14 protein-coding genes, 4 tRNA genes and 1 other RNA gene are annotated in these 19,300 nt (G+C 72.4%); 10 read left to right on the top strand and 9 right to left on the bottom strand.

Annotated features, from left to right (window positions below; genetic code table 11):
* Window positions 1-51: 51 nt before the first annotated feature.
* Complete coding sequence (locus tag ACIBTU_RS03890) at window positions 52-1,950, top strand: propionyl-CoA synthetase (RefSeq protein ID WP_399124290.1); 1,899 nt, start codon at window positions 52-54, stop codon at window positions 1,948-1,950.
* Between the two features lie 74 nt (window positions 1,951-2,024).
* Here the strand turns inward: ACIBTU_RS03890 and ACIBTU_RS03885 are convergent.
* Window positions 2,025-2,109: transfer RNA gene (locus ACIBTU_RS03885), tRNA-Ser, on the bottom strand.
* Between the two features lie 74 nt (window positions 2,110-2,183).
* Here ACIBTU_RS03885 and ffs point away from each other — a divergent pair.
* From ffs to ACIBTU_RS03855, 6 genes are all read left to right on the top strand, one after another.
* Window positions 2,184-2,278: signal recognition particle sRNA small type (gene ffs / locus ACIBTU_RS03880), an RNA gene on the top strand.
* Between the two features lie 76 nt (window positions 2,279-2,354).
* The gene (locus ACIBTU_RS03875) at window positions 2,355-4,607 is read left to right on the top strand and encodes a DNA polymerase III subunit gamma and tau (RefSeq protein ID WP_399124289.1); all 2,253 of its coding nucleotides are present in this window, start codon (window positions 2,355-2,357) and stop codon (window positions 4,605-4,607) included.
* A 104-nt stretch (window positions 4,608-4,711) separates the two neighbouring features.
* Window positions 4,712-5,971 (top strand): phosphoribosylamine--glycine ligase, encoded by a 1,260-nt coding sequence (gene purD / locus ACIBTU_RS03870; RefSeq protein WP_399124288.1) that lies wholly within the window; start codon window positions 4,712-4,714, stop codon window positions 5,969-5,971.
* A 329-nt stretch (window positions 5,972-6,300) separates the two neighbouring features.
* Window positions 6,301-8,145 carry a hypothetical protein gene (locus ACIBTU_RS03865; RefSeq protein WP_399124809.1) on the top strand — a complete coding sequence of 615 codons (1,845 nt, stop codon included), beginning with the start codon at window positions 6,301-6,303 and terminating at the stop codon, window positions 8,143-8,145.
* A gap of 438 nt (window positions 8,146-8,583) precedes the next feature.
* Window positions 8,584-10,047 (top strand): N,N-dimethylformamidase beta subunit family domain-containing protein, encoded by a 1,464-nt coding sequence (locus ACIBTU_RS03860; protein WP_399124808.1) that lies wholly within the window; start codon window positions 8,584-8,586, stop codon window positions 10,045-10,047.
* A gap of 91 nt (window positions 10,048-10,138) precedes the next feature.
* The gene (locus tag ACIBTU_RS03855; protein ID WP_399124287.1) at window positions 10,139-11,041 is read left to right on the top strand and encodes a phosphoribosylaminoimidazolesuccinocarboxamide synthase; all 903 of its coding nucleotides are present in this window, start codon (window positions 10,139-10,141) and stop codon (window positions 11,039-11,041) included.
* A 42-nt stretch (window positions 11,042-11,083) separates the two neighbouring features.
* Here ACIBTU_RS03855 and ACIBTU_RS03850 read toward each other — a convergent pair.
* From ACIBTU_RS03850 to ACIBTU_RS03815, 8 genes are all read right to left on the bottom strand, one after another.
* Window positions 11,084-11,159: transfer RNA gene (locus tag ACIBTU_RS03850), tRNA-Gly, on the bottom strand.
* A 42-nt stretch (window positions 11,160-11,201) separates the two neighbouring features.
* Entirely contained in the window at window positions 11,202-11,810 is a 609-nt protein-coding gene (locus ACIBTU_RS03845; RefSeq protein ID WP_399124286.1) for a response regulator, read from the bottom strand.
* The gene (locus ACIBTU_RS03840; RefSeq protein ID WP_399124285.1) at window positions 11,807-13,057 is read right to left on the bottom strand and encodes a sensor histidine kinase; all 1,251 of its coding nucleotides are present in this window, start codon (window positions 13,055-13,057) and stop codon (window positions 11,807-11,809) included. Before ACIBTU_RS03840 ends, ACIBTU_RS03845 begins: the two co-directional genes overlap by 4 nt.
* Before the next feature lie 23 nt (window positions 13,058-13,080).
* Window positions 13,081-13,869 (bottom strand): ABC transporter permease, encoded by a 789-nt coding sequence (locus ACIBTU_RS03835; RefSeq protein ID WP_399124284.1) that lies wholly within the window; start codon window positions 13,867-13,869, stop codon window positions 13,081-13,083.
* Window positions 13,866-14,846, bottom strand: a complete 981-nt coding sequence (locus ACIBTU_RS03830; RefSeq protein ID WP_399124283.1) for an ABC transporter ATP-binding protein — start codon at window positions 14,844-14,846, stop codon at window positions 13,866-13,868. The genes ACIBTU_RS03835 and ACIBTU_RS03830 overlap by 4 nt, the downstream gene beginning before the upstream one ends.
* Before the next feature lie 174 nt (window positions 14,847-15,020).
* Window positions 15,021-15,096, bottom strand: a tRNA-Gly gene (locus ACIBTU_RS03825).
* A 78-nt stretch (window positions 15,097-15,174) separates the two neighbouring features.
* A tRNA-Gly gene (locus ACIBTU_RS03820) sits at window positions 15,175-15,246 on the bottom strand.
* A gap of 124 nt (window positions 15,247-15,370) precedes the next feature.
* Entirely contained in the window at window positions 15,371-15,721 is a 351-nt protein-coding gene (locus tag ACIBTU_RS03815; protein WP_399124282.1) for an Lsr2 family protein, read from the bottom strand.
* Window positions 15,722-16,046: 325 nt separating this feature from the next.
* Between ACIBTU_RS03815 and purS the strand changes: the two genes are divergently transcribed.
* From purS to purL, 3 genes are read left to right on the top strand one after another with little or no spacing between them, the layout of a single operon-like run.
* On the top strand, window positions 16,047-16,313 hold the full coding sequence (gene purS, locus ACIBTU_RS03810; protein ID WP_188337827.1) for a phosphoribosylformylglycinamidine synthase subunit PurS: 267 nt from the start codon (window positions 16,047-16,049) through the stop codon (window positions 16,311-16,313).
* Window positions 16,310-16,993 carry a phosphoribosylformylglycinamidine synthase subunit PurQ gene (gene purQ / locus ACIBTU_RS03805; RefSeq protein ID WP_399124281.1) on the top strand — a complete coding sequence of 228 codons (684 nt, stop codon included), beginning with the start codon at window positions 16,310-16,312 and terminating at the stop codon, window positions 16,991-16,993. Before purS ends, purQ begins: the two co-directional genes overlap by 4 nt.
* The gene (purL, locus tag ACIBTU_RS03800; protein ID WP_399124280.1) at window positions 16,990-19,239 is read left to right on the top strand and encodes a phosphoribosylformylglycinamidine synthase subunit PurL; all 2,250 of its coding nucleotides are present in this window, start codon (window positions 16,990-16,992) and stop codon (window positions 19,237-19,239) included. The genes purQ and purL overlap by 4 nt, the downstream gene beginning before the upstream one ends.
* The last annotated feature ends 61 nt before the right edge of the window (window positions 19,240-19,300 follow it).

The raw sequence follows: 19,300 nt of genomic DNA, 5'->3' as shown, positions 1-19,300 counted from the left end.
ATCGTGTTCCCGTCCAGGCGGGTGCAGCGCAGTGACCGGATAGAGGTACGCATGATGACGACGTCGTACGAGGAAGTGTTCCGCGCGAGCACCGAGGACCCCGAAGGGTTCTGGCTCGCGGCCGCCGGCGCGATCGACTGGGACGTCGTGCCCACGCGGGCGCTCGACGACTCACGCGCGCCTTTCTACCGCTGGTATCCCGACGGGCGGCTGAACGTCTGCCACAACGCCCTCGACCGGCACGTCGACGCGGGCCGTGGGGACCAGCCGGCCCTGGTCCACGACTCGCCCGTCACCGGCACGCAGCGGACGTACACGTACGCCGAACTGCGCGACGAGGTGGCCCGGTTCGCGGGGGTGCTCACGGACCTCGGGGTCGGGCACGGGGACCGGGTCGTGATCTACCTGCCGATGGTGCCGGAGGCCGCGATCGCGATGCTCGCGTGCGCGCGCATCGGCGCCGTGCACTCCGTCGTCTTCGGCGGCTTCGCGGCGAACGAGCTGGCGGTGCGGATCGACGACGCCGCGCCCAAGGTCGTCGTCTCCGCGTCCTGCGGCATCGAGGGCTCCCGCGTCGTCCGGTACAAGCCCCTGCTCGACCAGGCCGTCGAACTCGCCGCGCACAAGCCCGAGAAGTGCGTCGTCCTTCAGCGGCCGCAGTACGAGGGCGAGTTGGGCCCGCGCGACGTGGAGTGGAGCGCTGCCATGCGGGACGCCCAGCCCGTCCCCTGCGTGCCCGTCGCCGCCACCGACCCGCTGTACGTCCTCTACACCTCCGGCACGACCGGCAGGCCCAAGGGCGTCGTCCGCGACAGCGGCGGCTACGCGGTCGCCCTGCGCTGGTCCATGGAGGCGGTCTACGACGTCGGCCCCGGCGAGGTGATGTTCACGGCGTCCGACGTGGGCTGGGTCGTCGGCCACTCGTACATCGTCTACGGGCCGCTCCTCGCGGGCGCCACCACGGTCCTCTACGAGGGCAAGCCGGTCGGGACGCCGGACGCGGGCCAGTTCTGGCGGGTGGCGGCCGAGCACGGGGTGAAGACGCTGTTCACCGCCCCGACCGCGTTCCGCGCCATCAAGAAGGCCGACCCCAAGGGCGAGCTCACCCAGGGCTACGACCTGTCGGGCCTCAAGTACCTCTTCCTGGCCGGTGAACGCCTCGACCCCGAGACCTACCACTGGGCGAGTGACCTGCTCGGCATCCCCGTGCTCGACCACTGGTGGCAGACCGAGACCGGCTGGCCGATCGTCGCCAACCCGGCCGGCATCGAGCTCGCTCCGGTCCGGCCCGGCTCCCCGACCTGGCCGCTGCCCGGCTGGGACGTCCAGGTCCTCGACCCGTCCGGCAGGCCGGTCCCCGCGGGCGAGGACGGCGCCATCGTCGTGAAGCTCCCGATGCCGCCCGGCGCCCTGCCCACCCTCTGGAACGACGACGACCGCTTCGTCGCCTCCTACCTCTCCGCGTACGACGGGTACTACCTGACCGGCGACGGCGGCCACATCGACGAGGACGGCTACGTCTTCGTCATGGGCCGCACCGACGACGTCATCAACGTCGCGGGCCACCGCCTGTCCACGGGCGGCATGGAAGAGGTCCTCGCCGCCCACCCGGACGTCGCCGAGTGCGCCGTCATCGGCGTCGCGGACTCCCTGAAGGGCCAGGTCCCGCGCGGCTTCGTGGTCCTCAAGGCGGGCGCCGAGCGCGCCGAGCCCGAGGTCGAGGCCGAACTCGTCCAGCTCGTACGGGACCGGATCGGCGCCGTCGCCTCGCTCAAGGACGTCGCGGTCGTCGCCGCCCTGCCCAAGACCCGCTCCGGGAAGATCCTGCGCCGCACGATGCGCGGCATCGCGGACGGCCGCGACGAGCCCGTCCCGTCGACCGTCGACGACGTGACCGTCCTGGACGCCCTGCGCCCCGTCCTCACCCGCCGGAAGGACGACCGGGAGTGAACCGGCCCCGGAACGAATGGGTCCGGGGAACGACGAAGGCCCGGACCGATTGCTCGGTCCGGGCCTTCTGCCGGCGGAGGATACGAGATTCGAACTCGTGAGGGGTTGCCCCCAACACGCTTTCCAAGCGTGCGCCCTAGGCCTCTAGGCGAATCCTCCGCTGGAGACATTACATGACCGGAGGGAGTGCTCGCGAACTCGTTCCCACCGCCTCCGAGCATGTACTCTGTCCGCAAGCTCCCCACGCGGCGCTATCTGACTGAACTCCCCCAGGGCCGGAAGGCAGCAAGGGTAGGTCGGCTCTGGCGGGTGCGTGGGGGGCGTTTTGCGTTTCCGGGGCAGGGGAGCCCGCGCCGAGGTCGCCGGGGGCCAGGTTGTCGGTGGTCGCCTATAACCTCGTAAGCGTGTCGTCTCTCGCGCTGTACCGCCGCTATCGCCCGGAGTCGTTCGCCGAGGTCATCGGTCAGGAGCATGTCACTGATCCGTTGCAGCAGGCGCTGCGGAACAACCGGGTCAATCACGCGTACCTGTTCAGTGGTCCGCGCGGCTGCGGCAAGACGACCAGTGCCCGCATCCTGGCCCGTTGTCTGAACTGCGAGCAGGGGCCCACGCCCACGCCCTGCGGCGAGTGCCAGAGCTGCCAGGACCTGGCGAGGAACGGGCCTGGTTCGATCGACGTCATCGAGATCGACGCCGCGTCGCACGGTGGTGTCGACGACGCCCGTGACCTGCGAGAGAAGGCCTTCTTCGGCCCGGCGAGCAGCCGGTACAAGATCTACATCATCGACGAGGCCCACATGGTCACCTCGGCGGGGTTCAACGCCCTGCTGAAGGTCGTCGAGGAGCCGCCGGAGCACCTCAAGTTCATCTTCGCGACCACCGAGCCCGAGAAGGTCATCGGGACGATCCGGTCGCGTACGCATCACTATCCCTTCCGGCTCGTGCCGCCCGGGACCCTGCGGGACTACCTGGGCGAGGTCTGCGGCAAGGAGGCCATCCCCGTCGAGGACGGGGTGCTGCCGCTCGTCGTGCGGGCCGGCGCGGGTTCCGTGCGTGACTCGATGTCCGTCATGGACCAGCTCCTCGCCGGCGCCGCCGAGGACGGTGTGACGTATGCCATGGCGACGGGTCTGCTCGGTTATACGGACGGGTCGCTGCTCGACTCCGTGGTCGAGGCCTTCGCCACCGGGGACGGGGCCGCCGCCTTCGAGGTCGTGGACCACGTCATCGAGGGGGGCAACGATCCGCGCCGGTTCGTGACGGACCTCCTGGAGCGGCTGCGGGACCTCGTGATCCTGGCCGCCGTCCCGGACGCCGCCGAGAAGGGGCTGATCGACGCGCCCGCCGACGTCGTCGAGCGGATGCAGGCCCAGGCGAGCACCTTCGGCGCCGCCGAGCTCAGCCGTGCCGCCGACCTCGTCAACGAGGGCCTGACCGAGATGCGCGGGGCGAACTCCCCGAGGCTCCAGCTCGAGCTGATCTGCGCGCGCGTCCTGCTGCCCGCGGCCTACGGGGACGAGCGCTCCGTCATGGCCCGGCTCGACCGCATCGAGCGCGCCGGCGGCGCCTTCACACCGGCCGGGCAGGGCCCCGCCCCGGCGATGGCGTACGTGCCCGGGCCCGAGGCGCACGCCGCTCCGGTGCAGCCCGGGGGCGGTCCCGCCGCGGCCCGCGCGGCCGTGCGCGGAGGCGCTCCGGCGCCCGCGACCCCACCGCCCGCCGCCCCGGCACCTGCTCCGACTCCCACCCCGACTCCCGCTCCGGCTCCGGCTCCCGCTCCGGTCCCGGCGGCGGAAGCCCAGCCTCCGGCCCCCGCCCCGGTCGCCCAGCCCCCGGCTCAGCCCGAGCCCCAGGCGGCCCCGGCCGCGTCGGCCCCCGGTGCCTGGCCCACCGCCGCTCCCGCGGGCGGCGCCCGGCGCCCCGGTGGCTGGCCGACGGCGGCCGCGGCCGGTTCGGGCCCCGCGCCCGCGGCCGCGGCCCCGCAGGCGGCGCCCGCCCCGGCACCGCAGCAGTCCGCCCCTGCCCCCGCGCCGGCACCCGCGCCCGTGCCTCAGGCCGCCCCCGTCGGCGGCCCCGACCCCCGCACCCTCTGGCCGAACATCCTGGAGGCGGTGAAGAACAAGCGCCGCTTCACCTGGATCCTGCTCAGCCAGAACGCGCAGGTGACGGGCTTCGACGGCACGACGCTCCAGCTCGGGTTCGTGAACGCGGGCGCGCGGGACAACTTCGCGAGCAGCGGCAGCGAGGACGTGCTCAAGGCGGCGCTCACCGAGCAGTTCAACGTGAACTGGAAGATCGACGCCGTCGTCGACGCGTCCGGCGGCGCCCCCGTGCCCCCCGCGCCGGGCGGCTACGGAGGCGGTGGCGGCGGCTTCGGCGGTGGCGGTGGCGGTGGCGGCTACACCCCGCCCCCGGCCCAGGCGGCCCCCGCCCCGGCTCAGCCGGCCCCGCACTCCGCACCGGCCCAGCCCCCGGCTCCGGCCCCCGCCCCCGTACAGCCCGAGGCCCCGCAGCCGCCGCCCCGCCGGTCGGTCTCCCCGGAGGACGACACCCCCGAGGCCGACGACCCGGACCTGGACGAGAAGTCGCTGTCCGGCCACGACCTCATCGTCAGAGAGCTCGGCGCGACGGTGCTGGAAGAGTTCACGAACGAGTAGCCCACGGTTCCGGTCCGCCGGTGCCCCGCTTGTGCGAACCCACAAATCAACCCAGGCCCACCCATAGGCAGCCCGCACAAGAGCCGCAGACTAGGCTGACCCGCGTGAAGCTCCTCGTCATCGGTAACGGCGCCCGCGAACACGCCCTGTGCCGCTCCCTGTCCCTCGACCCCGCCGTCACCGCCCTGCACTGCGCTCCTGGCAACGCAGGCATCGCCGAGGTCGCCGAGCTGCACGCGGTCGACGCCCTCGACGGCGCGGCGGTCGCCGCCCTCGCCCGCGAGCTGGAGGCGGACCTCGTCGTCGTCGGCCCGGAGGCCCCGCTGGTCGCGGGTGTCGCCGACGCCGTGCGCGCGATCGGCATCCCCGTCTTCGGCCCGTCCGGCGCGGCCGCCCAGCTGGAGGGCTCCAAGGCGTTCGCCAAGGACGTCATGGCCGGCGCCGGTGTGCCGACCGCCCGCTCCTACGTGTGCACGACGCCCGCCGAGATCGACGAGGCGCTGGACGCGTTCGGCGCCCCGTACGTCGTGAAGGACGACGGTCTCGCCGCCGGCAAGGGCGTCGTCGTCACCGAAGACATCGAGGCCGCCCGCGCCCACGCGAACGCGTGCGAGCGCGTCGTCATCGAGGAGTTCCTCGACGGCCCCGAGGTCTCGCTCTTCGCGATCACCGACGGCGAGACGGTCGTCCCGCTCCAGCCCGCGCAGGACTTCAAGCGCGCGCTCGACGGCGACGAGGGCCCCAACACCGGTGGCATGGGCGCTTACTCGCCGCTGCCGTGGGCCGACCCGAAGCTGGTCCAGGAGGTCCTGGACACGGTGCTGCAGCCGACCGTCGACGAGATGAAGAAGCGCGGCACCCCGTTCTCCGGCCTGCTGTACGCAGGTCTGGCGATCACCAGCCGCGGCGTCCGCGTCATCGAGTTCAACGCCCGCTTCGGCGACCCCGAGACCCAGGTCGTCCTGGCCCGGCTCCAGACCCCGCTGGCCGGCGTTCTGCTGGCCTCCGCGAACGGCACGCTGGCCGACCTGGAGCCGCTGCGCTGGAGCGACGACGCGGCCGTCACCGTCGTCATCGCCTCGCACAACTACCCCGCGACCCCGCGCACCGGCGACCCGATCACCGGGCTCGACGAGGTGGCCGCGCAGGACGCCCCGAACGCGTACGTGCTGCACGCGGGCACGAAGCGGGACGAGCAGAGCGGGCAGGTGGTCAGCGCGGGCGGCCGCGTCCTGTCCGTCACCGCGACCGGCACGGACCTCACGCAGGCCCGCGAGCGCGCGTACACCGCCCTGGCCCGCATCGGCCTCGACGGCTCCCAGCACCGTACGGACATCGCCGCGAAGGCCGCCGACGAGAGCTGACGGTCGCCGCCGCACCGAGACGGACGGGCCGGGCGGGAGAGGGTGTCACCCTCTCCCGCCCGGCCTCTTTGTGTCAGCCACCTTTGCCCAAAGCCATTCCATCGAGTGACCGCTGACCCATCCGGCTGACGCTGCCGCGACGCCCAACTATGGTGCGGCGCACGGAGTTCGGGCATCCGCGAGACCGGACAGAACCATACGGACCACCGGCATTGCGATGTCAGTGGCGGGTGCCACAGTGGGGGAGTGAGCAACGCCACCAGGGTCCTGCCGTGGGCGCGAGTCCGCGGCCGGACAGCAGGCACAGGCAGCAGGGGGTGACATCGATCGTGTCCGGTACGGGTGCGGAGGCGGGTGCGCGGAGTGCGCGGGCCAGGGCGCTCGCGGTGCTGCGCGTGCGCAGCAGGGCGACGGCACTGGCGCTGCTGCCCGCGGCCGCCGCGGTGATCCTGCTCGCGGGCGGCGCCATGGGCCGTCTGACGGGCGCCGGCTGGGACGTCGCGCGCGGGATCGTCACCGCGTGCGCCGTGGTCGTGCTGCTCGCGGCGGCGGGCATCGCCCTGGTCGTGGCGCGGGCCCGCCCCGCCGTCAGCCCGACGGTCCCGATCGCCGAGGAGACGGCCCCCGATCTGTACCGCCTGGTGCGGGACCTGGCCGACCGCCTGGACGTCCCGGCGCCCTCGGCGATAGCCCTCACCCCGGACTGCGACAGCTGGCTGGAGGACCGGACGCACCCCGCGCACGGCCCGCCGCGCCCCCGCCGCCGCATATCCGGGCCCGACGGCCTCGACGGGCCGGGCGGGGCGTCCCCGGCGGCTCCATTGGCCCCGGTCCTCGTCATCGGCTCCCCCTTCCTCTGGTGGATGCGCGTGGGAGAGCTGCGCGCGGTCCTCGCCCCGGTCGTCGCCGGTACGGGCCCCTCGGCCCACCCCGACATAGCCGCGGCCCGGCGCTTCGTCCGCGGTCTGGACGCCGCCGTCGCGGTCGCCGCCGCCCCCGGCCGCGGGCCCCTCACCCGCACGGTCCTTGCCGGAGTCGGCCGGGCCGCCCGGCTCATGCTGAGCAGCTGTCGCGTCCACGCGGGCGAGATGGAGCGCGGTGTCGCCGCGGCCGCCGCCGAGCGCGCCCAGACGGTGGACTACGGCCTGCGGATCGTCGCGCAGGAGCAGGTCGGCCTCGCCTACGCGGGCTGGGACCGGCTGCTGACCCGGGTCGCGCTGCCGGCCTGGCGGATGGGCCGCTGGCCGTCCAAGCTCGACGCGGGTGTGGTCGCCGCCCTGACCGAGCTGTCCCGCCGCGACCGCCTCGCCGCGCAGAACGGGGCGTTCGCCTCGCGGCTCGGCGAGCGCCCCGCCTGTGACCTGCTGGAGGAGCCCGGAGTCGTCGACGAGGCGGCCTCCCTGCTCGCCGCTCGGCTGTTCCACGGCGGCCCCGCCGAGCCGGGCCCGGACTGGGCGCCGGTCGACTGGCAGGAGTACCCGGACGAGGTCGTGGACCGTAAGTGGCGCGCGGACGCGGCCCGGCTGCACCGGGTGCTCGACGCGCTGGGCGTGCACAGCCCCGGGCCCTCCGGCCCCGCGGCCCACGGCCCGACTCTGGCCCGCGTCCTCGACCATCTCGCGGCCGACCCGGAGACGATCGCCGCGCGCGAGGCCGCCGAGACGCCGGCCCGTGACGTGGACGACCCGGCCGTGGAGCCCGATCCCGAACTCGACCCCGATCACGGCCTCGCCCTCGGCTTCGACCCCGAGGACGAGGAGAGCGCCCCTCCCCGCCCCGAGGCCGACGCCCTCGCCGCCGGTCTCGGCGCCGAGCTGGCCCGGGAGGAGCAGGCCCGCCCCACGCCGCCCGCGCCCACCGCGGGCCAGGGCCCTGACGAGGCGCTGTGGGACGAGGGCGCCCTGCCTCTGTTCCCGCTCCAGCCCCCGCGCACCGGCCGCGACCTCCTCGCCGACCACGTGGTCGCCATGGTCTGCTGCGCCGCCGTCGACACGGCGGGCGCGGCTCCGGGCCTGGACTGGCTCGACGGGCCGTCGCTGCTGGTCGGCGGCGAGCGCGCCGCGGATCTCGCGCCGCGCGTCCTGAGCCTGGTCGAGGACGGCGACCCCGAGCCCCTCAGCCGCTGGCTGACCACCCTCGGCATCCGCCCGGAGAAGCCGGTCCGCCTGGTCTAGAACAATCCCCGCCAGGGAGCGCGGGGCCGTACCCGATCAGCGACTCCGTCGCGGGGCGCGACCAACATGCCCCTGGGGCGCACGGAGTGCGCCTTCCAGGGGCGCGGGGAACTGCGCGACCAGCCACGACGGCGCGGCACCCGGCGACGCACCAACTCACCCCCAAACCCCCCGTACACCACCCCCGCGCCCCCGGAGGGCAACGTTCCACTCCCGCCCCCTCCAGCCAATTAGCGACGAACGGTGACGGACTGCGTGCGTAATGTGATGTGCTGGGACCGGTAGCGGAGCGATTCCGCAACCGGGCCGATCTCGGGGGAGCGAGGGAGGGGCGCAGCCATGGGGCGGGACAGCGCGGGCAAGGAGCACGAGCGGGAGCGGCCGACCTCGGACCCGGTGCCGCCGCGGCCCCGCACACCCCGCTGGGAGTCCGGCGCGATGGCGCACGCGGTGTCCGACCCGTTCGGTCAGGGCCCGCTGCCCTGGCTGCGCGGCAGCGAGCACTACTTCGACGACACGGGCCAGGTCGTCCCCTGGTACGTGGACCACGCCCCGCAGCCCGGAGCCACGAACCTCGCGACGGGCGGCGCCCCGATCCCGGCCCCGCGCACCAGCGGCCCCCGCACTGCCGACGACGTGCACCGCCAGATCAAGGGCTTCACCTCCACCGGAGCGGCCGCGCCCGGCGAGGCGATCGACTTCCACATCACGGTCGACCCGCCCCAGCAGTTCACCGTGGACGTGTACCGGATCGGCCACTACGGCGGCGACGGCGCGTTCAAGATCACCACGAGCCCCCGGCTCTCCGGCATCGTCCAGCCCGCGCCGCTCACCGCCGACCGCACGGTCTCCTGCCACCACTGGTGGCTGTCCTGGCGCCTGCAGATCCCGTCGTTCTGGAACGTGGGCGCGTACGTCGCCGTCCTCACCACCCTCGACGGCTACCGCTCGCACATCCCCTTCACCGTCCGCGACAGCGAGCCCGCCGACCTGCTGCTGCTCCTGCCCGACATCACCTGGCAGGCGTACAACCTGTATCCGGAGGACGGCCACACCGGCGCCAGCCTGTACCACGCGTGGGACGAGGAGGGCCGGCTGCTCGGCGAGAGCGAGGCCGCGACGACGGTCTCCTTCGACCGCCCGTACGCGGGCGCGGGCCTGCCGCTGCACGTCGGGCACGCCTACGACTTCATCCGCTGGGCGGAGCGCTACGGCTACGACCTCGCCTACGCCGACACCCGGGACCTGCACGCGGGCCGCGTCGACCCGACCCGCTACCGGGGCCTGGTCTTCCCCGGCCACGACGAGTACTGGTCGGCGAACATGCGCCGGACCACCGAGCAGGCCCGCGAGCACGGCACGTCCCTCGTCTTCCTCTCGGCGAACACGATGTACTGGCAGGTCGAGCTGAGCCCCTCCGCGTCCGGCGTCCCCGACCGCCTGCTGACCTGCCGCAAGCGCCGGGGCCCCGGAAAGCCGTCCCTGTGGCGCGAGATCGACCGGCCCGAGCAGCAGCTCCTCGGCATCCAGTACGCGGGCCGGGTCCCCGAGCCCCACCCCCTGGTCGTGCGGAACGCGGACCACTGGCTGTGGGAGGCGACCGGCGCGCACGAGGGCGACGAGATCGAGGACCTGGTCGCGGGCGAGGCCGACCGCTACTTCCCGCGCACGGCCCTGCCCGAGCACCAGGACCGCATCCTGCTCGCCCACTCCCCGTACCGGGACGGCGAGCGGACCCGCCGCCACCAGGAGACATCGTTGTACCGGGCGCCGTCGGGCGCGCTGGTCTTCGCCTCCGGCACCTTCGCCTGGTCCCCGGCCCTGGACCGGCCGGGCCACATCGACCCCCGCGTCCAGCGCGCGACGGCCAACCTCCTCGACCGCATCTGCAAACGAGACTGAGCACACGGGCCCGACGGCAGCCCCGTGGCCGGATCCGGTCCCCCCGTACGGGAGAATCGGAACCACTCGTACAGAACCACGGGGAGGCACCGTGTCCGGATTCGTCGAAAAGCCCGAGCCAGAGCAGGTCCCTGGCCTGGTACATCTCCACACCGGCAAGGTGCGGGACCTGTACCGGAACGAGGCGGGCGACCTGGTGATGGTCGCCACCGACCGCATGTCGGCCTACGACTGGGTGCTGCCGTCCCCGATCCCCGACAAGGGCAAGGTCCTCACCCAGCTGTCGCTGTGGTGGTTCGACCAGCTCCGGGACCTGATCCCGAACCACGTCATCTCGCAGGACCTCCCCGACGGCGCCCCCGCCGACTGGGCGGGCCGCACCCTGATCTGCCAGAGCCTCGACATGGTCCCCGTGGAGGCCGTCGCCCGCGGCTACCTCACCGGCTCCGGCCTGGTCGAGTACAAGGAGTCCCGCACCGTCTGCGGCCTCGCCCTCCCCGAGGGCCTCGTGGACGGCTCGGAGCTCCCCGCGCCGATCTTCACGCCCGCCACCAAGGCCGAGGTCGGCGAGCACGACGAGAACGTGTCGTACGAGGAGGTGGCCCGCCAGGTCGGCGCGGACACCGCCGCCGCGCTGCGTCAGGCGACGCTCGCCGTGTACGGCCGGGCCCGTGACATCGCGCGCGAGCGCGGCATCATCCTCGCGGACACGAAGTTCGAGTTCGGCTTCGACAAGGACGGGGCGCTGATCCTCGCCGACGAGGTGCTGACCCCGGACTCCTCGCGCTTCTGGCCGGCCGACCAGTGGCAGCCGGGCCGCGCGCAGCCCTCGTACGACAAGCAGTTCGTGCGGGACTGGCTGACCGGTGCCTCCGGCTGGGACCGCAAGAGCGAGCAGCCGCCGCCGGCGCTGCCCGACGAGGTCGTCGCCGCGACGCGCGCCAAGTACATCGAGGCGTACGAGCTGCTGACCGGCACGAGCTGGAACCTGTAGGGAACGGCGAAAGGCCCCGGTCGATGACCGGGGCCTTTCGTGTGGAGCGAACGACGAGGTTCGAACTCGCGACCTCAACCTTGGCAAGGTTGCGCTCTACCAACTGAGCTACGTTCGCAGGCTTGCTCTCCGGACTCTGTGGCCCGAAGCGCGACGCCAACTATACCCAACCTCGCTCGCGTGCGAGACGCACCGCCGCGTGACGGTTCTCGGCACCGAGCTTCGAGACGGCCGACGAGAGATAGTTCCGTACCGTCCCCTGCGAGAGCGCGGCCCGCTCGGCGATCTCCGCGACGGGCGCCCCGTCGGCCGCGAGTTCCAGCACCTCGGCCTCGCGCGCGGTCAGCGGGGAGTCACCGGCGGAGATCGCGTCGGCCGCCAACTCCGGGTCCACATAGCGGTTTCCGGCGTGCACGGTGCGGATGATCTCGGCGAGCCGCTGCGCGCTGACCGTCTTCGGCACGAAGGCGCGCACGCCCGCCGCGAGCGCCCGCTTCAGGTGTCCGGGGCGGCCGTGACTGGTGACGATCATGGTGCGGCAGGCGGGGAGTTCGGCGCGGAGCGTTGTGGCCACACTCACACCGTCGCAGCCCGGCATCTGCAGATCGAGCACCGCGACGTCGGGCCGGTGGGCGCGGGCCATGGCCAGCGCCTCGGGTCCGCTCGCGGCCTCGGCGACCACGGTCAGGTCGTCCTCGAGAGCGAGCAGCGCGGCGAGCGCGCCGCGGATCAGATGCTCGTCGTCGGCGAGCAGCACGCGCAGGCTCACCGGGCACCCCCGTTCCCGGCAGCCGTGAGCGGCGCCGGCCGCTCTGTCACCGCTACCGGCACGGTCGCCACCACCCGGAACCTGTCCCGCTCCACCACACCCGCCTCCAACGTGCCGGCCACCTCGGCGAGCCGCTCCCGCAGGCCCGCGAGCCCTGATCCCGGACGGCCGTCGCCGCCGGACGGGTCCACTCCGTCGTTCTCCACCGTCAGCACCACGTCGCCGGCGCCCGCCACGAGCGTCACCCGGCAGGTCCGGGCGTCGCCGTGGCGCAGCACGTTGGTCGTGGTCTCGCGCACCACCCAGCCGAGCGCCGACTGCACGTCGGCGGGCAGGTCCGGGGCGCCGCCCGCGACCGTGCAGGCGATGCCGGCGGCGCCCAGTACACCGCGCGCACCGGCGAGTTCGGCGCCGAGGTCGGCCGCGCGGTAGCCCCGTACGACCTCGCGGACCTCCTTCTGCGACTCCCGCGCGATGCGCTGCACCTCGGTCATCTGGGCGACGGCGTCCTCGGTGCGGCCGCGCCGGGCCAGCTGCACCGCGAGCTCGCTCTTGAGGGCGACGACGGACAGGTTGCGGCCCATCACGTCGTGCAGGTCGCGCCCGAACCGCAGCCGCTCCTCGGCGACCGCGAGCCGCGCCTCGATCTCGCGGGCATGCTCGGACTCCCACATCACCGAGAGGTTCCAGATGCTGCACCGGTAGCAGAGGAGGGCGATGCCCAGGGCGAGGACCAGCATCGCGGTCAGGGTCGCGAGCCAGCCGGGCGACGGCCGGGCGATCACGGCGGTGGCCAGGATGCCCGCCGCCAGCAGCGCGACGGACTGTCGTACGAAGGTGCGGATGGGGACCTGGAGCGCGTACGCGCCGCCGAACGGCATCGGCGCGAAGATCAGCGGCATCACGATCATTCCGTGCTTCACGCTCTGCGTCCCGGCCAGCGCCGCGATCAGGCCGACCGAGGCGAGCGCGAGACAGAAGCCGGCCACGGTCCACGCCCGGGGCACCCGGCCCCGGCCGAGGTACTGGTCGATGGCGAGCCGCACGTGCCGGTCGGCGACCACACACTGCGCCACGTTGACAGCCATCAGACAGCCGAAGAGCGTCGTGGCCGTGGCGTCCCCCTGGATGCTCCCGACCAGCCCGAGGCCCGACCAGGCCAGGAAGAACACCCAGTTGACGACGCGCAGACTGACCCGGCTCTGCCACTCGACCCGTTCGACCTTGCTCCGGTCCCGCCACCGCACCCGGCCCACCGCACAACCCCCCGTCAGCGCCGCGGTTCCCAGCGGAACCACCGTCGTACAGCAAACACCGCCACGACCGTCCAGGCCACCGCCGTCAGGATCGCCGGCGCGACGTCGGACGCGGCGAGTTGGCCGCTCCAGCCGCCCCGGATCAGGGTCAGCACCGGGGTCAGCGGCAGGAGTTCGCAGACCGAGGCGAGCTTGTCGGGCAGCAACTCGAGGGGGACGAAGGAGCCCGAGCCGAACATCGTCAGGAGCATCAGCGGCATCGCGGCGACCTGCGCGCTCTCCACGCTGCGGCTCACCACCGTGGTCAGTGCGGCGAGCGCCGCGCACATCGGGAACCCGAGCGCCAGGCCCACCACGGCGAGCAGCGGCGCGTCCGGCATCCCGGTGTCGAGCAGCGCGGCGCAGGCCACGGCGAGCACGAGGCACTGCAGGAGTCCGATCGCGGCGGAGGGCAGCGCGGCCCCGGCGAGGATCTCGGCGTCGCGCAGCTCGCCGGTGCGCAGCCGCTTGAGGACGAGCTCCTCGCGGCGCGCGGCGTACACGCTGACGAGGGCCGTGTAGACGGCGAACAGCAGCGAGAAGCCCATCGCGGAGGACACCACGACGGTGCCGAGGTCGAGGCCCGTGCCCTTGAGCCGGTCCTCCTTCAGGGTGCTGCTCAGGCTCAGCGGAAGGGCGAGCGGCACGAACAGGGAGGTGATCAGGACGCCCTTGCTGCGGCCGAGCAGGGTCAGTTCGGCGCGGCCGAGCGCGCGCAGCCGTCCGAGCGGGGTGGTCGTGGCCGTGATCGTCGCGGTGCTCATGCCGCCATCTCCTTCTCGCGGGTGCCGGCCGTGCCGTCCTGCTGCTTGGCGTCCTGGGCGATGCGCAGGAACGCCTCCTCGAGCGAGGCGCCCCGCACGTCGAGCCGGCGCAGTTCGACGCCCGCGTCCCGAGCCCACACGAGGAGCTCGGTCGCGGCGCGCTGCAGCTCGCCGGTGCGCAGCCGGACGAGCCGCCCGTCGACCTCGTGCCCGGTGACGCCGAGCCGGTCGAGTGGCGGCAGGTCGCCCACGAAGTACCCGTCGGGCAGTTCGAAGGAGACGTGCGAGGGCTGGGCGGCGACCACCTCGTCGACCGTGCCCTGGGCGGCGATCCGCCCCTGGTGCAGGATCGCCAGCCGGTCGGCCAGCTCCTCGGCCTCCTCGAGGTAGTGGGTGGTCAGCAGGACCGTGGTGCCCTCGGCCCGCAGCGCGCGCACCAGGTTCCAGGTCTCCTTCCGCCCCTCGGCGTCGAGCCCGGTCGTCGGCTCGTCGAGGAAGAGCACCTCGGGCCGGCCGATCAGGGCGAGCGCGAGGTCGAGCCGCCGCTTCTCGCCGCCGGACAGCTGCTTGACCCGCACCTTGGCGCGACGGGTGAGCCCGACGGACTCCAGGGCCTCGCCGACCGGCCGGGCTCCGCTGGTGCAGCCGGCCCACATGCGGACGGTCTCGGTGACGGTCAGCTCGGCGGGGAAGCCGCCCTCCTGGAGCATGACGCCGATCCTCGGCCGCACCCGGGCGCGTTCGGTGTGCGGGTCGTGGCCGAGCACCCGGACCTGTCCGGCGGCGGGCGCCGCGAGTCCTTCGAGGAGCTCGACGGTGGAGGTCTTTCCGGCGCCGTTCGTGCCGAGGAGCGCGAAGAGCTCGCCGCGGCCCACGGAGAAGCTGACTCCGCGCACCGCCTCGAAGGACCCCCGCTTGCCGTCCCCGTACACGCGGCGCAGATCAGTGACATCGATCACGCGCTCGTTGCTGGTCATGGATCCAGCCTCGCGGCGGCGCGGGCCGTGGGGCAGTGCGCGCTGTCATCGGCCCGCATGACAAATGTCAGAGGCGCCGACCCGAAGACCCGAAGACCCGAAGACCACGAAGGCCCGGAAGACCCCGGGAACGCCGGAAGCCCCGGATCCTTGCGGACCCGGGGTTTCCGGAACTGGAGCGAACGACGAGGTTCGAACTCGCGACCTCAACCTTGGCAAGGTTGCGCTCTACCAACTGAGCTACGTTCGCATGCGGCCGATCAGCTCTCACTGGTCGGTGCGAGCACCAGCCTACCGCACCACAAGTGGTGATCGGTACGCGATGCAGAGCGGGTGACAGGAATTGCACACTGCGCCTTCCCCCTGGAAGGGGGATGTTCTGCTACTGAACTACACCCGCATGTACTCCGTGAGGTGCGGCTTTTTCGGCCTTGCCCCTCGGCGTGCTCCAGACTCTAGCTGACCGGCGGGGGTGCAGCGCAAGTCGGTTCCGGCGAGGGGCTCCTGACGGAGGGACGCGCGGCTCAGTTGGCCTCGGCGAACGCCTCGTAGACGCGCTTGGGGATCCGGCCGCGCGGCGGCACGTCGAGCTGGTGCGAGCGGGCCCAGGCGCGCACCGCGGCCGGGGCGGGGGTCACCGCCGTGTGCGTGAACACCGTCGGGACCTTGGGGGTCCGCCCGGCGCCGGCGCCCGCGCCGCCGGCCTGCTTGCGCCCGGCCTGCAGGTACGGAGCGAGGGCCTTGCGGAGCTTTTTCGCATTGGCTTGATTCAGGTCGATCTCGTACGACTTGCCGTCGAGGCCGAAGGCCACCGTTTCCGCCGCTTCTCCGCCGTCGATGTCGTCAAACAGAGTGACCACGACACGCTGCGCCACGAATATCGGTCCCTTCGTCCGGCATCCCGCTTTGACGTGCGGTGATGTCGACTGTCCTGCCGTTGATGTGCCCTTGATGCGCCCTTGGTAATTCCTTTTTACCCTGCCTGGCATTGTGCTGGGAAGGCCAATAGAAAACCTCCGCGTGTCTACCGTCCCCGTTTTCCGGGTGCCTCGCTCGGGTTTTCCCGTAATTTTCCGTCCGGATCTCGGGGCGTTGCCGTGACGTGACGCGGATCTCGTAGCTTCCTACCGTCTACGCGAGTAGAAGATTTGGGCGGGTACGCTGAACGAACCTGCTCAGCACCACACACCGGGAGTGCCAGTGGCACGCGTCGTAGTCGACGTCATGCTCAAGCCGGAGATCCTCGACCCCCAGGGCCAGGCGGTGCAGCGTGCGCTGCCGCGCCTCGGTTTCGACGGCATCTCCGACGTCCGCCAGGGAAAGCGTTTCGAGCTCGAAGTGGACGGGCCGGTGGATGACGCCGCCCTCGCCCGTATCCACGAGCTCGCGGAAACCTTCCTCGCCAACACCGTGATCGAGAACTTCACCGTGAAGGTGGAAGAGCTCGCGGTGGGGGCCGAAAAGTGACCGCTCGTATTGGCGTCGTCACCTTTCCCGGTTCGCTCGACGACCGGGACACCCAGCGCGCGATCCGTCTGGCCGGTGCCGAGCCGGTGGCCCTGTGGCACAAGGACAAGGATCTGAAGCAGGTCGACGCGGTCGTCCTGCCCGGCGGCTTCTCCTACGGTGACTACCTGCGGGCGGGCGCCATCTCGCGCTTCTCGCCCGTCATGGAGACGCTGATCGACCAGGCGAAGGCGGGCCTTCCGGTCCTGGGCATCTGCAACGGGTTCCAGGTCCTCACCGAGGCCCACCTGCTCCCCGGCGCGATGCTCGGCAACGACCACCTGCACTTCATCTGCCGCGACCAGAAGCTGCGGGTGGAGAACGCGGACACCGCCTGGACCGCCGACTACGAGGCCGGCCAGGAGATCCACATCCCGCTGAAGAACATGGACGGGCGGTACGTCGCCGACTCGTACACGCTCGACAAGCTGGAGGCGGAGGGCCGGGTCGTCTTCCGGTACGAAGACTTCAACCCGAACGGTTCGCTGCGCGACATCGCCGGTGTCACGAACGAGGCGGGCAACGTCGTCGGTCTGATGCCGCACCCGGAGCACGCCGTCGAGCCCCTCATCGGGTCCGGCCGCACCGACGGTCTCCCCTTCTTCACCTCGATCCTCAAGAAGCTGGTTTCCGCGTCATGAGCCTCGACACCGTAGAGAACGCCGCCAAGACCCCCGACGTCGAACTCCCCTGGGCCGAGCTCGGTCTGAAGAAGGACGAGTACGAGCGCGTCGTGGAGATCCTCGGCCGCCGCCCGACCGGCGCCGAGCTCGCCATGTACTCGGTCATGTGGTCCGAGCACTGCTCCTACAAGTCGTCGAAGGTGCACCTGCGCCAGTTCGGCGAGAAGGCCCCCCAGTCCGACGCCATGCTCGTCGGCATCGGTGAGAACGCGGGCGTCGTCGACGTCGGCCAGGGCTACGCCGTCACCTTCAAGGTGGAGTCGCACAACCACCCCTCCTACGTGGAGCCCTACCAGGGCGCCGCGACCGGCGTGGGCGGCATCGTGCGCGACATCATCGCCATGGGCGCCCGCCCGGTGGCCGTGGTCGACCCGCTGCGCATGGGCGCCGCGGACCACCCCGACACCAAGCGCGTGCTGCCCGGCGTCGTCGCCGGCATCGGCGGCTACGGCAACTGCCTGGGCCTGCCGAACATCGGCGGCGAGATCGTCTTCGACGCCTGCTACCAGGGCAACCCGCTGGTCAACGCCGGTGCCATCGGCGTCATGCGGCACGAGGACATCCACCTCGCGAAGGCGTCCGGCGCGGGCAACAAGGTCATCATGTACGGCGCCCGCACGGGCGGCGACGGCATCGGCGGCGCCTCGATCCTGGCCTCCGAGACCTTCGACGACGCCAAGCCGTCGAAGCGCCCCGCCGTGCAGGTCGGTGACCCCTTCCAGGAGAAGCTCCTCATCGAGTGCACCCTGGAGGCCTTCAAGGAGAAGCTCGTCGTCGGCATCCAGGACCTGGGCGCCGCCGGCATCTCCTGCGCCACCAGCGAGCTGGCGTCCAACGGCTCGGGCGGCATGCGCGTCGAGCTGGACGACGTGCCGCTGCGCGACTCCACGCTCTCTCCTGAGGAGATCCTCATGAGCGAGTCGCAGGAGCGCATGTGCGCGGTCGTGGAGCCCGAGAAGGTCGAGCGCTTCCTCGAGATCTGCGACAAGTGGGACGTCATCGCGACCGTCATCGGTGAGGTCACCGACGGCGACCGTCTGGAGATCTTCTGGCACGGCGAGAAGATCGTCGACGTCGACCCGCGCACGGTCGCCCACGAGGGCCCGACGTACGAGCGTCCCTACGCCCGCCCCGAGTGGCAGGACGCGCTCCAGGCCGACGACGCGAACAAGCTGGCCCGCCCGTCCTCCGCGGACGAGCTGAAGCAGCAGGTCCTCGCGGTCGTCGCCTCGCCGAACCAGGCGTCGAAGAAGTGGGTCACCTCGCAGTACGACCACTTCGTGCAGGGCAACACGGTGCTGGCGCAGCCCGAGGACTCGGGCATGATCCGCATCGACGAGGAGACCGGCCTCGGTGTCGCCATCGCGACGGACGGCAACGGCCGCTTCGCGAAGCTCGACCCGTACACCGGTGCGCAGCTCGCCCTCGCGGAGGCGTACCGCAACGTGGCGACGACCGGTGCCAAGCCGCTCGCCGTCTCCGACTGCCTGAACTTCGGCTCGCCCGAGGACCCGGCCGTCATGTGGCAGTTCGCCGAGGCCGTCCGCGGTCTGGCCGACGGCTGCCTCCAGCTGGGCACCCCGGTGACCGGCGGCAACGTGTCGCTGTACAACCAGACGGGCGAGGCCGCGATCCACCCGACCCCGGTCGTGGCGGTCCTCGGTGTCATCGACGATGTCGCCCGGCGCACCCCGGTCGCCTTCCGGGAAGAGGGCCAGCTCCTCTACCTGCTCGGTGACACCCACGAGGAGTTCGGCGGTTCGGCCTGGTCGCAGGTCGTCCACGACCACCTGGGCGGCATGCCGCCGAAGGTGGACCTGGAGCGCGAGCGGCTGCTCGGCGAGATCCTGATCTCCGCTTCCCGCGACGGCATGATCGACGCCGCGCACGACCTGTCCGACGGCGGTCTGATCCAGGCCGTGGTCGAGTCGGCGCTGCTCGGCGGCAAGGGTGCGCGGCTGGTCGTCCCGGACGGCCTGGACGCGTTCACCTTCCTGTTCTCCGAGTCGGCGGGCCGCGCGGTCGTGGCGGTGCCGCGCAGCGAGGAGCTCCGCTTCAACGACATGTGCGGTGCGCGGGGTCTGCCCGTCACCCGTATCGGTGTCGTGGACGGCGACGCGGTCGACGTCCAGGGCGAGTTCGCGCTCTCCCTGACGGAGCTGCGCGAGGCGCACGAGAACACGATCCCGGAGATGATGGCGTAAGCCAGGCTTCCGGTACGTCACGAAGTCCCCGTCCGCTCCGGCGGACGGGGACTTCGCGCGT

Origin of the sequence: Streptomyces sp. NPDC050145, assembly GCF_044460245.1 — a bacterium.
Classification (GTDB): Bacteria; Actinomycetota; Actinomycetes; order Streptomycetales; family Streptomycetaceae; genus Streptomyces.
The sequence above is the reverse complement of the archived record's forward strand: the minus strand, read 5'-3'. Positions and strand labels throughout refer to the sequence as shown.